The 15538-nt window shown below is 42.9% G+C and carries 12 protein-coding genes; 2 read left to right on the top strand and 10 right to left on the bottom strand.

The features are described 5' to 3' along the window. Positions 1–158: 158 nt before the first annotated feature. From murC to ACO06Y_RS10265, 10 genes are read right to left on the bottom strand one after another with little or no spacing between them, the layout of a single operon-like run. Positions 159–1511, bottom strand: a complete 1353-nt coding sequence (murC, locus tag ACO06Y_RS10310) for a UDP-N-acetylmuramate--L-alanine ligase (protein WP_422083748.1) — start codon at positions 1509–1511, stop codon at positions 159–161. Between the two features lie 21 nt (positions 1512–1532). Next, positions 1533–2633 (bottom strand): undecaprenyldiphospho-muramoylpentapeptide beta-N-acetylglucosaminyltransferase, encoded by a 1101-nt coding sequence (gene murG, locus ACO06Y_RS10305; protein ID WP_422083747.1) that lies wholly within the window; start codon positions 2631–2633, stop codon positions 1533–1535. Further along, entirely contained in the window at positions 2620–3819 is a 1200-nt protein-coding gene (locus ACO06Y_RS10300) for an FtsW/RodA/SpoVE family cell cycle protein (protein ID WP_422083746.1), read from the bottom strand. Before ACO06Y_RS10300 ends, murG begins: the two co-directional genes overlap by 14 nt. 5 nt (positions 3820–3824) lie before the next feature. Next, positions 3825–5159: a UDP-N-acetylmuramoyl-L-alanine--D-glutamate ligase gene (murD, locus tag ACO06Y_RS10295; RefSeq protein ID WP_422083745.1), complete on the bottom strand. Its 1335-nt coding sequence runs from the start codon at positions 5157–5159 to the stop codon at positions 3825–3827. Position 5160: 1 nt separating this feature from the next. Beyond that, entirely contained in the window at positions 5161–6381 is a 1221-nt protein-coding gene (gene mraY, locus ACO06Y_RS10290; protein ID WP_422083744.1) for a phospho-N-acetylmuramoyl-pentapeptide-transferase, read from the bottom strand. Positions 6382–6402: 21 nt separating this feature from the next. After that, positions 6403–7866, bottom strand: a complete 1464-nt coding sequence (locus ACO06Y_RS10285) for a UDP-N-acetylmuramoyl-L-alanyl-D-glutamate--2,6-diaminopimelate ligase (protein ID WP_422083743.1) — start codon at positions 7864–7866, stop codon at positions 6403–6405. After that, entirely contained in the window at positions 7863–9869 is a 2007-nt protein-coding gene (locus ACO06Y_RS10280; protein ID WP_422083742.1) for a penicillin-binding protein, read from the bottom strand. Before ACO06Y_RS10280 ends, ACO06Y_RS10285 begins: the two co-directional genes overlap by 4 nt. After that, positions 9869–10192: an FtsL-like putative cell division protein gene (locus ACO06Y_RS10275; protein ID WP_422083741.1), complete on the bottom strand. Its 324-nt coding sequence runs from the start codon at positions 10190–10192 to the stop codon at positions 9869–9871. Before ACO06Y_RS10275 ends, ACO06Y_RS10280 begins: the two co-directional genes overlap by 1 nt. A 26-nt stretch (positions 10193–10218) precedes the next feature. Continuing rightward, on the bottom strand, positions 10219–11112 hold the full coding sequence (gene rsmH / locus ACO06Y_RS10270; RefSeq protein ID WP_422083740.1) for a 16S rRNA (cytosine(1402)-N(4))-methyltransferase RsmH: 894 nt from the start codon (positions 11110–11112) through the stop codon (positions 10219–10221). Continuing rightward, entirely contained in the window at positions 11102–11575 is a 474-nt protein-coding gene (locus ACO06Y_RS10265) for a division/cell wall cluster transcriptional repressor MraZ (protein WP_422083739.1), read from the bottom strand. Before ACO06Y_RS10265 ends, rsmH begins: the two co-directional genes overlap by 11 nt. Before the next feature lie 406 nt (positions 11576–11981). Between ACO06Y_RS10265 and ACO06Y_RS10260 the strand changes: the two genes are divergently transcribed. After that, complete coding sequence (locus tag ACO06Y_RS10260; protein WP_422083738.1) at positions 11982–12737, top strand: hypothetical protein; 756 nt, start codon at positions 11982–11984, stop codon at positions 12735–12737. Next, a complete protein-coding gene (locus ACO06Y_RS10255) occupies positions 12734–15499 on the top strand; it encodes a TonB-dependent receptor (protein ID WP_422083737.1) in 2766 nt (921 codons plus the stop codon). Before ACO06Y_RS10260 ends, ACO06Y_RS10255 begins: the two co-directional genes overlap by 4 nt. Positions 15500–15538: the final 39 nt, after the last annotated feature.

Below are 15538 nucleotides of genomic sequence, written 5' to 3'. Positions count from 1 at the left end.
ACAATTTATTAACCATGCTTTGCGTAATATAGAGGTTTTGATCCCCGACAAATTCAATGTTGATCCCGTCTACTTTTTTCTTTTCGCTTCTATGGTTGGAAAATGCGTAAAGCCCCATTATTACTAGGCTAAGCACACTAATTTTGATATAGTTCCAATTAATTCGCATACTCCAATTCACTTTTGATCTTAGCTACTTCCAATCCTATGTCCCCTGCTCCAAGGGTTACAAGGATCTCTGGATTTCGCTTTTTTATTTCTTGTGTTAAATCCGATTTTTTAATTAATTTTTTATTTGGATTTTTAATTTTTTCCAATAGCCATTCCGAAGAAATTCCTGACATGGGTTTTTCCCGGGCCGGATAAATATCCAAGAGGAGAATGGCATCAAATTTTGATAGGCTTTCGGCAAAACCATCTGCAAAATCCTTTGTCCTCGAAAATAGGTGAGGTTGAAAAACCACCATAACATTTTTTCCGGGATGCATTTCGGTAATCGCATCATAAACCGCTTCGATTTCCGTGGGATGATGTGCATAATCATCGATAAAAATGAAATCCTTCGATTTAATCTGGTAGGAGAACCTTCGTTGTACACCCTTAAAAGTGGCCAGGGCCAACGCCAGTTCATCCAAAGGGTTTCCCGATTGTTCCGCCATGGCAAAAGCTGCCAATCCATTCAGTAAATTATGTCTACCCGGTTTGTTGAACCTAACCTCGGTAATCGTGGTACGCGGCGTTACGATATCAAAAATATAGGCCCCTTGATCTATCCTTAGGTTATGGATACAATAATCCGACCCATCCTCAATTCCATAGGTCGTCCCCTGTAAGGGCAGGCCATTCCGCACAAACAACTGTCCTCCGGGCTTTAAACGTTCCGTAAACTCTTGAAAGGATTTCCGTAATTCGGCACTGTCCCCATAAATATCAAGATGATCGGCATCCATAGAGGTCACGCAGGCCACATTCGGATACAACTTAAGGAAGGAGCGATCAAATTCGTCCGCTTCCACTACAGAATATTGCGCTCCCCGAAACAGAAAATTACTGTCAAAATCCTCGGATATCCCACCGAGAAATGCCGTAAGCGGCGTTCGTGTTTCATTGAGCAAATGTGCCAAAATACATGATGTAGTGGTCTTGCCATGTGTGCCGGCCACTGCAAAACAAAAAGTATCCTTGGTAATGAGACCCAAGACTTCGGAGCGTTTTTTTATTTCAAAACCCTGATCTAAAAAATATCGATACTCCAAATGTTCCTTAGGAACCGCAGGTGTATATACGACAAGGGTCTTTTCCTTCTCAAAAAATCCTTTGGGAATTTTGCTTGAATTGTCCTCATAATGTACCGATATCCCCAAATTCTCCAGTTCCATGGTCAATGGCGTTTTCGTTCTGTCATATCCGGCCACATTCTTATGGATGAACTTGAAGTAACGCGCCAAGGCCGACATACCAATACCTCCGATTCCAATGAAATACACGTTATGTATGTTTGTCAGGTTCAAAACTATATCGAGGGTTTTACATTATGTTTTCAATGTGTTCAACAATTTTTCTATTTCGTCCACAATGTGCTTCGTTGCATGGGGCATGGCCCTGTTTTTTAGGTTTGCACCTAACTCTTCCTGCTTTTCCTTAGATCGATGCAAGTCCGAAAAAACGGTCTCGAACTTTTCGTCTAGCTCCGTTTCCCGTAACATCAAGGCTGCATTTTGAGCTACCAAGGCCATTGCATTCTTGGTCTGGTGATCCTCCGCCACGTTGGGCGAGGGAATAAATAACGTAGGCTTGCCTACGATGCACAATTCGGATACCGAACTGGCACCCGATCTTGAAATGATATAGTCCGCCGCGGCATAGGCCAAATCCATTTTGTTCAAAAAATCGAAAACCTTGACGTTTTCGGCTGCGTATTTTTTGTACTGCTCAAAATACAGCTTGCCACATTGCCATAGCACCTGTAAATCTTTAGATGCAAGGTAACCCAGTTCCTTTTCGATCAATTCATTGATGCGCCTTGCTCCCAAACTTCCGCCTAAAATCAGAACTACCTCTTTTTTGGGATCTAGCTTAAAAAAGACCTTTGCTTCAGATTCCGTCACCTTCATATTCACCAAATCCTTCCGTACCGGATTACCGGTCCTTACAATTTTTTCAGCCGGAAAAAACCTTTCCATACCCTCATAGGCCACACAGATTTTGGCCACCTTGTCCTTGAGCAGCTTGTTGGTAATCCCCGCATAGGAATTCTGCTCCTGAAGCACACAGGGAATACCCCGTCCGGAGGCCACCTGTAACAAGGGACCACTGGCAAACCCGCCTGTTCCTATGACCACATCGGGCTTAAATTGGGATACTATTTTTCGCGATTTCAACAAACTACTTATCAATTTAGAGGGAAACATCAAGTTTTTAAGGGTCAGTTTCCGCTGTAACCCGGTAATCCACAGTCCTTCAATTTTGTACCCCGCCTGGGGTACTTTCTCCATTTCCATCCGATCTTTTGCCCCTACGAACAAAAAATCGGCATCCGGATATCTATTTTTCAATTCATTGGCTATAGCAATAGCCGGATATATATGTCCTCCGGTACCTCCCCCGGAAAGTATGAACCTATAATTGCCCACTCAACACTTGTAAAGGGTTTGATTCATCAATATCCACCACCTTTTGCTCCATTTCACTGTCCTTCCTACTTGCACTCAATATGATGCCAATGGCCAAACAGGTCATCCAACTGGAGGTTCCACCACTACTTATCAAGGGCAAGGTCTGTCCGGTTACGGGAAATAGTTCCACGGCTACCGCCATATTGATCAAAGCCTGAAAAACAATCGGTAGACCAACTCCCAAAACCAGCAATTTTCCAAAAATGGTTCCATTACCATTGGCCACTACCACAATCCGGAACAACAAAAACAGATAAAAGAACATCAAAACAAAGCCGCCCAAAAGGCCATATTCTTCAACAATTATGGCATAAATAAAATCCGAGGAACTCTGGGGCAGAAAATTCTTCTGTACACTCTTGCCAGCTCCCTTACCCACGATTCCTCCAGAGGCAATAGCTATTTTGGCCTTCTCTATCTGATAATCCGCTTCGGTGTCCTCCGGATTCCAAAAGCTTTCCACCCTGCTTATCCAGGTATCCACGCGATTGGGGAAAAGATCGGGTGCGGCCTTTGCCGTAAGGACAAAAAGGGTAAGGCATAGTATTCCCGTACCTACTATTGCAATCAAATACTTTAAGGGATATCCACCTAAAAAACAAAGCAAAAGCACCATGGAAAACAAGATGGCGGCCGTAGAAAAATTGGCAGGCAATATCAATACGACGACCAAAAAAACAGGTACCCATAAGGGTAGGATACTTTCCTTAAACGTAATGCTTTTATCCTTGATCTTGCTCAGATATCGGGCAACATAAATCATAAGAACCACGGCAGCAAGATTTGAAGTCTGGAACGTTATTCCCACGAACGGGATTCGGATCCACCTACTGGCATTGGCTCCTGCAATAGTATCGCCCTGTGCCAGTGTAAATGCCAATAGGACCAGCACAATAGGCATCGCAATTATGGATAGCCCCTTAAAAAAATGGGAAGGTATCCTATGCACCCCATAAATAATACCAAAACCCAAAAACAGAAGTAAGGCGTGTTTGACCAAATGCCCGGTAGTAGTGCCATTGCCCACAACATAAACAAGGTTACTGCTGGCACTATAGACCGGTAGAAACGAAAATACGGCCAACAGGGCCACCACGGCCCAAATGGCTTTATCTCCCTTAATGTTTTTTAGCAACCTTAACATATATATTATAAATTCTTTATAGCCTCCTTGAATTGATCGCCCCTGTCCTCGTAATTCTTGAAAAGATCAAAACTGGCACAGGCCGGGGACAGCAAGACCGAATCCCCACGCTCTGCAATCTTGTAGGCTACCTTTACCGCTTCCTCCATGGCAAAGGTCTCCACCATTAAATCCACTACGTTGCCAAAAGCCTCCTTAATTTTTGTATTATCCAAGCCTAGACAAATAATGGCCTTTACCTTTTCGCGGACCAAGGGCATCAAAGCCTTATAATCGTTTCCCTTGTCAATACCCCCAACGATCCATACGGTAGGGGCACTCATACTGTCCAAGGCGAAATACGTGGCATTTACATTGGTAGCCTTGGAATCGTTAATGTACTGTACGTGATGTATTTTCAATACCTTTTCCAACCGATGGGGCGCCCCTTGAAAATTGGCTATGCTCTTCCGAATGGTCTCCTTTCGGATGCCTACCAATTTTGCCGCCATGGCAGCGGCCATGGTGTTTTTAAGGTTGTGCTTCCCTTCCAGTGCCAAAGTGTCCTTTTTCATTGCAATTGCATTGTTTTGTGTACGAATTTGTATTTCGTCGTTTTTTATATACGCCCCCTCTTCCAACTCCTTCTGAATTGAAAAGGGCAGTAATCGGGATTTGATAGGGTGCTTGGACAAACCATCCATTATGGTTTCATCGTCCATATCATAAATGAAATGGTCCTCTTTATGCTGGTTCTTGGTAATCCTGAATTTTGAAGCGACATAATTCTCAAACTTATAATCGTATCGGTCCAAATGATCTGGCGTTATATTGGTAATCATTGCAATTTCCGGTCTAAAATTCACTATGCCATCCAGTTGAAAACTGCTGATTTCCAAAACGTAATATTCAAAATCATGTTCGGCCACCATCCTTGCGAAACTATCCCCAATGTTACCGGCCATACCTACATTTAGGCCATCTTCCTTAAGAATATGGTAGGTTAACATAGTGGTCGTAGTCTTTCCATTGCTTCCGGTAATACCAATGATTTTAGCATCCGTATAGCGTGCGGCAAATTCGATTTCCGAAATTACCGGGATGCCCTTGCCCCTCAACTTTACGACCAAGGGTACGGTATCCGGAATACCCGGACTTTTCATGACCAAATCCGCGTTTAGGATAGCCGCTTCGGAGTGTTTTTCTTCCTCCCAATCAATCCCAAAATGTTCAAGAACGTTTCTATATTTGGTCTGTATTTTTCCTAAATCGGATACAAACACCTCATATCCCTTCTGTTTTCCTAAAATAGCCGTCCCTACACCGCTTTCACCACCGCCCAACACCACCAATCGCTTCATGCTAACGCACCTTTAATGTCACAAAGCTTATAATGGCCAACAATATTCCTATAATCCAAAAACGTGTGACTATCTTGCTTTCATGGTATCCCTTCTTTTGATAATGGTGGTGCAGGGGAGCCATTAAAAAAATGCGCCTCCCTTCGCCCAATCTCTTTTTCGTGTATTTGAAATAACCGACCTGTAGCATTACAGAAATCGACTCGGCAAAGAATATTCCGCAGAGTACCGGGATCAACAGTTCTTTTCGTACAATAATCGCGATAACGGCAATGACCCCGCCGATCGTTAAACTTCCCGTATCTCCCATAAATACCTGAGCCGGATAGGCATTGTACCACAAGAAACCTACCAATGCCCCAACGAAGGCGGTTATGAATATCAAAAGTTCGCCTGCTTTGGGGATGTAGAAAATATCCAGATAATCGGAAAAAATGATGTTCCCTGAAACCCATGCAAAAATACCTAGGGTCATAACGATGATTGCCGACGTACCGGCTGCCAAACCATCAATGCCATCCGTAAGATTGGCCCCATTGGATACTGCTGTTATGATAAAGATCACTATGGGAATAAAAAGCAACCAGGCATACTTTTCCGCACCATCACCTATCCAGGACACAAAATCCGTATAGTCCAGTTCGTTATTCTTAAAGAAGGGGATATTGGTCTTAATGGATTTTATCTCCTTGCCCTCTACCTCCATAACTTCATATTCTTGCGTTATTATGGTATTGTTCTTTTCCTTCATGGTGACCTCTGGATGAAAATAGAGCGTCGCGCCCACGATAAGGCCCAACACCACCTGACCCAAAACCTTAAATCTGCCCTTTAATCCTTTTTTGTCCTTTTTGAATATCTTGATGTAGTCATCTATAAAACCGATGATACCCATCCAAATAATGGTGACTATCAATAAAATGATATAAATGTTCAATACATCCGCGAACAACAACACGGGAATTAAAGTGGACATGATAATGATCAATCCACCCATAGTAGGGGTTCCCGCCTTCTGCTCCTGTCCCTCCAGACCCAGATCGCGAATGGTCTCCCCTATCTGTTTGCGTCTTAGAAACTGTATAATGCGCTTCCCATAGGTAGTAGCGAGAATTAGGGAAAGCAAAACCGCCATGGCCGCCCTAAAAGTCTGGAACTGGAAAAGGCTGGCACCGGGTACCTGATATTCCCTCTCCAAATATTCAAACAAATAGTATAACATGGTTAGGTTTTGGGTTTTACGCTATTTATTCATACTGTTCAAAGCTTCCTTTACCACTTTAAAATCATCAAAATCTATACGCTTTCCTTTGGTTTCCTGATACGTTTCATGCCCTTTCCCGGCAACTAAAATGATATCGTCCTTAACGGCCAGCTTGCAAGCCGTCTTGATTGCCTGCTCCCTATTCTCTATGGATAAGGTTTTTTTTTTGTTCTGAGGCTCCACGCCCGCTTCCATTTCCTTGATAATCGTCTCCGGTGGTTCCGATCGGGGATTGTCAGAAGTGAAAATAGCGGTGTTGCTCATGGCCGATGCGATATAGCCCATTACCGGACGCTTAGACTTGTCTCTGTCGCCACCACACCCCACAATAGTGATGACGTTTTCATTTCCAGTCCTCAACGTGTTGATGGTATCAAGCACGTTTTTTAATGCGTCCGGCGTATGGGCATAATCAACAATGGCCGTTATATTTTTTTTTGATTTATAATATTGGAACCTGCCATTTACATTTTCCAATTCGCTCAATAGACGAAGTGTTTCCAATTTCTCCAGCCCCAAAAGATCCGCCGTGGCGTAAATGGCCAGCATGTTGTAGGCATTAAAATCACCTATAAGTTTGGACCATACTTCGTTATCCTCAATTTTTAACAATTGCCCATCAAACTGATTCTCCAAAATCTGGGCCCTGTAATCCGCATAGGTCTTTAAGGCATAGGTGTGTTTTCCGGCCTTTGTGTTCTGCAACATATATATACCATTTTTATCATCGATATTGGTCAGGGCAAATGCCTTTTTGGGCAGGTCATCGAACAACTTTTTCTTGGTATCCCGGTATTCCGCAAAAGTCTTGTGATAATCCAAATGGTCATGGGATAGGTTAGTGAATAGAGCACCTTTAAAAACCAGTCCCTCGGATCTTTTTTGATGAATGCCATGTGAACTGACCTCCATAAAACAAAACTCCACCCCTACATCGTTCATAAGGGCCAAATGCCTGTTGATCGTAAGGGCATCCGGTGTGGTGAGGGATGTAGGATATTCCTCGTCATCCACCATAATCTTAATGGTAGATATCAATCCCACCTTATACCCCGCCTTCTTGAACAATTGATAGAGAAGGCTGCTTACCGTAGTTTTTCCATTGGTTCCGGTAATTCCCACCAATTTCAGGTTCTTCGATGGATTTTCGTAGTAATTGGCCGCCATTATGGCCAGGGCGCTGTTCCCGTTTTTTACTTCTACATAGGTTACTTCATTGACGATATTCTCGGGAAGCTCCTCACAGATTATGGCTCGGGCCCCTGCGGCCAAGGCTTTATCAATGAACCGGTGACCATCCACAACGGAGCCCCTGATGGCAACAAAAACATCATCCTTGTCCACCTTTCTGGAATCGAAGCAAATGGCATTGACCTTAACGTGGGTACTTCCACTTACCGCCGTTAGCCCAACCCCATACAATATGTCCTTCAGTAATTTCATGAAAGTTCCAGTACTATTTTGTCCACTTTGTTTAAATCCGTTCCTTGGGAAACAGATTGCCTCTTTACCTTTCCATTCCCCTTTACCTCAACCTTTATTCCCAGGTTTTCCAAAATAGATACGGCGTCCATGCCGCACATCCCTTTTACATCGGGTACTTTATTATATTTTTTCTGCGCCTCCGCAAAGTATTTTTGATAGGAACTCTCCAATGTTTGATCTTCTACCTTTTGCATATTCACCTCGTGGATCAAGGGGGAGGAAGCGTATACCTTTTGGGCAATGGATTTGAATACAGGCCCCGAAACATCTGCACCATAGTAGCCTACACTTTTATCCGGCTCGTGTATTACCACAATACAGGAATATTTAGGGTTCTCCGCCGGGAAATAGCCGGCAAAGGAAGAGATGTACCGGAGTTTATCCGGATCTTTGGATGCGTAATTCTTTTGGGCCGTACCCGTTTTTCCGGCCATGGAAAAATTAGGGGAATACAATCTATGGCCCGTGCCATGGTCTTTTGATACCACATTGGCCAATAAATGCTGTACCTTTTCAACAGTTTCCCGGGAACATATGGTGGGATTTATGACCTCCTTTTCAAACTTTTGAATGGTCGTATTCCACTCCTTCACCTCTTTGATCAATCGTGGTTTTACCATTTCCCCATCATTGGCAATGGCATTGTAAAATGAAAGTATCTGTAATGGAGTCATCGAGACTTCATAGCCATAAGCCATCTGTGCCAGGGAAAGGCCGGACCAACCTTTTTCATCGGGATACCGAATTACAGGTGTACCTTCCCCCTTTATAGGTAGCCCCAGTTCTTGATCCAGTTGCATGCTGTACAGCCGATCTACATATTTTTCAGGATTTTCCTTATAGCTATTGTGAACCATTTTGGCAAAGGCCGTATTGGAAGAGACTTCAAAGGCCTTTGCCAAGGAAATCTTACCATAGCCTCCTCTTTTGGAGTCTCTTATCCTATGCCTATAAATACGCCAGGATCCTTTTTCGGTATCATAGACGTCGCTGGTATCTATAACCTTGTCCTCAAGTGCCGCAACCAAGTTCATTAATTTAAAGGTCGAACCCGGTTCGTGGGATTCCCCAATGGCATAGTTCAATCGCTCATAATATTTCCCGGCCTCCGTTCTCCCCAAATTGGAGATAGCCTTCACTTCGCCCGTTGCCGTCTCCATAACTATGACACATCCATGATCGGCCTTGTATTTTTCCAATTGACCCAAAAGGGCATGATGGGCAATATCCTGTATGTTGATATCAATGGTGGAAACCACATCATAACCATCCTTGGGCTCTACGATGTTATCAAAGCCAATGGGCTTCCATTGTCCTTTTGCTATTTTCTGCTTTAAGCGTTTCCCTTCTACCCCGCGGAGGTATTGCCCAAAGGCGCCTTCCAGCCCTACACGGGTGTAATAACCGTTTTCATCCACACGCTCATAACCCACACTACGTTCGGCGATTTTCCCCAAGGGATGTTCCCGCACGGTTTTCTGTTCTATGATCAGCCCCCCTTTATAGGGGCCTTTCCGAAACAATGGAAATTCCTTTACGGCCATATATTCGGAGTAATCCAAATTGCGGGCTACTAGCGCGTATCTATTCTTGTTAGCCTTTGCCTTTCGCAATAGCTGTTGATAGTGGGACGAGGTCTCCCCCAACAATTGGGCAAGGGCATCGGACAATGGTTTTACATTCTCTTTAAAGTCGGTATCCTTTACGGTTAGGGCGTCAAAGCGAATGGTGTACTTGGATACCGATGTGGCCAACAAACTCCCATCATCGGAATAAAGATTGCCCCTATTGGGTTCTATAGTGAATAGTTTTTCGGTACGTTTATGGGCCAGCTTCCTATACTTTTCGCCTTGCACAACTTGTATGTTCACCAATTTGAACAATACCGCCCCTGCAAACAGAAAGAGAAATCCTGTCACAAAATATAGTCGCTTAAGTATGGTTTTGTCGGTTACGGCCACTAATCTTCTTTATGGGAGGTTACCTTTATTTTTTTGGGCGGAACTTCGGATGGATAGAGCTCTTTTTCCTCTACGATGTTCATTACCGTAGACTCCAATTTTAAGCGCTGCACATCAGATCGAACATCCACAAACTCACTTCGCAATTCCTTAACCTCTTCATTAAGCGCTGCAATCTGATGCACTTTTTTATCCGCACTATGTGAGCTTCCGATCATTACAGTGGCCAGAAAGGAAGCAAAAATGATAAAGAGCCAATTCTTTGGTGCATCGCCACTCACCAAAAACTTCCCTTTTAATATGTCCAGTATTCCTTTTTTCATCGGTGTTCTAAAATTGATTCTATATGTCAAATTCTTTCCGCTATTCGCAACTTGGCACTACGAGCCCTATTGTTCAACCTAATTTCTTCTTGGGATGGAACTACCAGCCTACCCACTTTTTTAAACGGTACATTTACATTGCCATAAAAATCCTTTTCAGGCTCTCCCTCAAACTGTCCGGTACGTATAAACCGTTTCACCAGACGATCCTCCAGGGAATGGTAACTTATGATACTTAGCCTTCCCCCTTTTTCCAATAGTTCCGGCGTTTGCGTTAAAAATTCCTTGATCGCCTCTATCTCTTGGTTCACCTCGATCCGAATGGCCTGATAAATCTGAGCCAGAATCTTGTGCTCCTTGTGTTTGGGCAGGAATCGCTGTAGGGCATTTTTTAATTGTGCCGTCGTTTGGATCGGCTCCCTTTGCCGGAAAGCCATTATTGCACTTGCCAGGGCCTTGGCGTTTCGCAAATCACCATATTGCAACAATATCCTCTGCAACTCCGACGAATCATAGGTGTTGACCACATCATAGGCCGTAAACTGGTTCCGCATGCTCATCCGCATGTCCAAATCCGAATCGAAGCGTGTTGAAAACCCACGCTCGGCCTGATCAAATTGATGTGAGGAAACTCCAAAATCCCCAAGAATTCCATCTACTTTCCGAATGCCATAGAACTTTAAAAACTGCTTGATGTATCGAAAATTCTCATTGATCAAGACACATCTTTCGTCATCGATCCTATTCTCCAAAGCGTCCTCGTCCTGATCAAATGCATACAGCTTTCCCTCATCCCCCAACCTCTTCAATATTTCTTTGGAATGCCCTCCGCCACCGAAGGTCACATCCACATATACACCATTTTTTTTAATGTTGAGCCCATCAATGGACTCCCTCAATAGAACCGGGTTATGATACATCGTCCTTGGGCTTTTCATTGCCCATGACCTTTCTGGCCAATTTTGCATTCTCCTCCGCAGGTGCTTTTATGGAATCCTCGTATAACGCCTTGTCCCATATTTCCAAGTTCTTGTTAATGGAGGCGAGCACCACCTCCTTGGTAATCCCAACGGTGGTAATCAAATTTTTAGGTATCAATAACCTTCCGGCACTATCTATTTCAACTGGCCTTAACCCCGCCGTATATTTTCGTATAAACTCCAAATTTTCCGGTTCGTACCTGCTCTTGGTATTTAATTCCTTCATGACCGTATTCCATTCTCCCATAGGGTATAATTCCAAACAATTATCATACATGGAACGCTTAATGACAAAGCCCTCGTTTCGTATGGGTGTCATCTGGTTCAATAGGGTAACAGGTAGTTTTACCCTACCCTTGGCATCAGCCTTACAGTCGTATGTCCCAAAAAAATAAATATCCAAAGTATGGCCGGTTCTACTTTTAATAACTCAAATATATAGAAATTATTACCACAATTTACCACAAAAAACCACTTTGTTAATAAAAATGGCATTTTTTGAAGCAAATTGACGTCATTTGGTAGCAATTCATTGTAAAAAAGAGCAATAGAATTTGAGTACACCGTGTGAAAAATGGATACCTCATTTATTTGGGAAAGCCGTATTTGAAGATTTTATTCTAAAAATCTATTTGGATTTTGAAGGGGCGACCGCTGTTTTTGTTAAGCTACACTTTTTGTGATGTGCTTATGAATAAATAGTCTATATTTAAAAGACAAATCACGAGCAATCTTAGTCTTGCGATTTCTATTTTTAATAAAAAATGTGTTTCCTCCTTTGCAATCAAGATTACCTCTATATTCCGTTGATGAAAAATGGCGATTTCGTGGTAATTTACCTTCTTGCCGTTCTAATTCTATTTCCCATTGCTGGTAAGGCACAGGCCAAAGAAGATCTAAGTCCCTATTATAACTGGTTCGATACTACCATAGGCATTGAAAACCAGGAAATACACTATGGAGCCGTTTACGTCGAAAAGCATAGGGCAAAAAGCAAAAAATCGAAATTTTTTCCTTCCCCAAATTTCACATCAGGCGAGGTCGTTATTGATAATCTCCCTTATTATTCGCTCAATCTCAAATACAACGTCTATGAAGATGAGTTGCTAATGAAAGTCGCCAACAAATTAGGAGGGGGAATACTACAGCTGTACAAGGATAAAATCGACAGCTTTTCTATTGGCGAACATAAGTTTACAAAAATCGATAGTCTCAAAGCCGGCAATAAAAAAATCGATGCCGGTTTTTATGAGATCCTTTTAGAAAAACCCGCATTCACGTTATTAAAAAAACATCGTAAACTATTGATCGAAAAGTTAGGCGAAAACTTGGTTTTCTATGAATTTAAAGAATTAAGTCCCGAATTTGTGATCCATTACACTAATGGATACCACCTGCTCAAAAAAATGGGCCATGTAAAAGCGTTGTTTCCAGAACATACGTTACAACTGAACAGTTTCTTGGAAACGCAGTTGAATGTACGTTTTGAGAATCAATTGATATCGGTATTTACATATATGGATACCTTATTGACCTCAAAAAAGGATGAAGCCATGAACCAATGAGGCTTTTAATCTTTTCCATATGTGTATTCCTCTCTTTTAACAGGTCCGTGGCGCAGAGCGATACCACAAAAATAGACCTTGTTTTTACCGAAGCGTCCCGATTAGAGGTCTTGGAAAAATTAGAGGAAGTTTCCGGATATCATTTTTACTTTGTAGAACAATGGTTGGGCACCGATTTAATTTCCGGTATGTATCAAAACGCTTCCTTGACCGCCATCCTCCAGGATGTTTTTAAGGAAACCGTTATCAATTTTTTCATTCTGGACGACCGTACCATTATATTGACCCGAAATACTGTAATACGGGATGAACTCCACCCTAGTTTTTATGAAAGCACCACAGCGGTAACTGAGGACACCACGGAAATAAGCGAGGCTCCCTCCTACTTTTATCTGGAAGAGAAACAAGATACAGGGCGGGATATAGAAATCGTACGTATTGGAAGGGAGCGAAAAAATATTGGTCGGCGAATTTTTACCCTATCCGGCCGTGTGAGGGACAAGGTTACTGGAAAACCTATTCAAAACTTGGCCATTGTGGTCAAAGGAGGCTCCAAGGGGGTAAGCACGGATGCCAATGGCTTTTATGAAATAGAGCTTCCCGCAGGGGTAAACGTACTCCAAACCAAAGGCATTGGTATAGAAACCTTGGAAAAACGGGTGATTATGTACAATAACGGCCAGCTGGATTTTGACCCCGGAGAAAGTGCAGAGCAATTGGATGAGGTAGTCGTTGAAAGCAACCGGTTGAGAAATGTAGAAAAGGTAGTTACCGGAGTAGTGGAAATTGATATTGCCGAAATAAAGAGTATTCCCCTGGTGTTGGGGGAACGCGATATTCTTAAAACGGCAATAACATTGCCGGGAATCACCAATGCCGGGGAAGGTGCCGCAGGATATAATGTAAGGGGCGGGGCTACCGATCAAAACCTGATATTGTTGGATAATGCCGTACTCTATAATCCAGCCCATTTTTTTGGCATTTTTTCCGCCTTGAATCCTTTTACCACAGGTGCAATCACCATTTATAAGGGAAGTATTCCCGCGGAATATGGTGGGCGTTTATCCTCGGTCTTTGACATTACCACCAAGGACGCCAATACCAAAAAATTCTCCGGGGAAGCCTCTCTTGGGCCGGTTACGAGTAACCTCACCCTAGAAATGCCCCTTGTAAAGGATAAGTCTGGTATTTTGGTCGGGGGAAGAACCACTTACTCCAATTGGATATTGAGATCCCTGGACGATGAATCACTGAGAAACAGCCAGGCCTCATTTTATGATGTCATTGCGAAATACAACGATCGCATCGATGAAAGGAACAACATTTCGGCCACCGCATATTTTAGCAGGGATGCCTTTAGTATTACGTCGGATTCCATATTCAGCTATAGCAATCGATTGATATCCCTAAAATGGAATCATCAAATCAACGAAAAAAACTCCGCCAACGTATCGCTTTCCAATAGCGAATATGGTTTCGGGATTGATTTTGAGGCCAATTCCGATAGGGATTTCGATTTGGGATATCGCATCAACGAGACGGAGCTCAAATTGAACATGCTAAAGCTTCTAGGGAAATCGCATAAGATCAACTATGGCCTGTCCAGCAAATTATATTTTGTAGATCCTGGGGATATTGAGCCTGTCGGCAGCCAATCCATTATTGAACCGCTCAGTTTGCAAAGGGAAAAGGGATTGGAATCCGCCTTGTTCATTTCGGATAATTTTACGGTAAGCCCAAAATTATCGTTTGATATAGGTCTACGCTATTCTTTCTATGCCGCACTTGGAGCATCGTCCCAAAGGATATATGAAGTTGGGTTGCCCAGAAGCGAAGGAACCCTGTTGGAAGTTCGGGAATTTGGGAATAATGAGATTATCGAGACCTATGGCGGCCCGGAAGGTAGGGTGTCCGGTCGTTACTTTTTAACCCCTGATTTTTCCATAAAGGCCAGCTACAACAATACGCTTCAGTACATACATACCTTATCCAGTAATACCACAGTATCGCCTACCGATACCTGGAAGCTATCGGACATCAATATTGAGCCCCAAAGGGCCAATCAGATTTCGTTGGGGCTGTTCAAGAATTTTGATGATGATAGTTACGAGCTAAGCTTGGAGAGTTACTATAAAAGATCCAAAAACATTCTTGATTATAAGGTCGGGTCCCAATTACTGCTAAATGAAAACATTGAGACCGAAGTATTACAGGGCGAAGGAAAGGCCTACGGGGTGGAATTCCTTTTGAAGAAAAAAGAAGGACGCTTAAATGGATGGCTGGGCTACACCTATTCCCGTTCCTTTATAAAGTTGGATAGTGAATTTCCCGAGGAACGGATCAACAATGGCGAGTACTTCCCCGCTAATTTTGACAAACCCCATGACATCAGTTTAGTGACCAATTATAAACTGACCAAGCGTTTTAGTTTCTCGGCCAATTTTGTATACCAAACGGGAAGACCGGTTACCTTTCCCATAGGTTCTTATTTCCTGGATGGTGCGGAATATGCACTGTTCAGTGACCGAAATAAGTTTCGGATCCCGGACTTCTATAGGTTAGACCTGAGTTTCAATGTGGAAGGGAACCACAAGATCAAGAAATTTGCCCATAGCTTTTGGAATATTTCGGTGTACAACGTACTGGGTAGAAACAATCCATTTTCGGTCTTTTTTGTCACCGAGGATGGGTCGTTACAGGCTTTTAAAAGTTCCATTTTTGCTATTCCGGTGCCTACCATAACCTATAATTTTAAATTTTGAATCTAATATATCCATGAACGTGAAGCTCTCAAAATATAG

This window comes from Ulvibacterium sp., from assembly GCF_965228935.1.
GTDB lineage: Bacteria > Bacteroidota > Bacteroidia > Flavobacteriales > Flavobacteriaceae > Ulvibacterium.
Note: the sequence above shows the minus strand (reverse complement) of the source record. Positions and strands in the feature narration are given on the sequence as shown.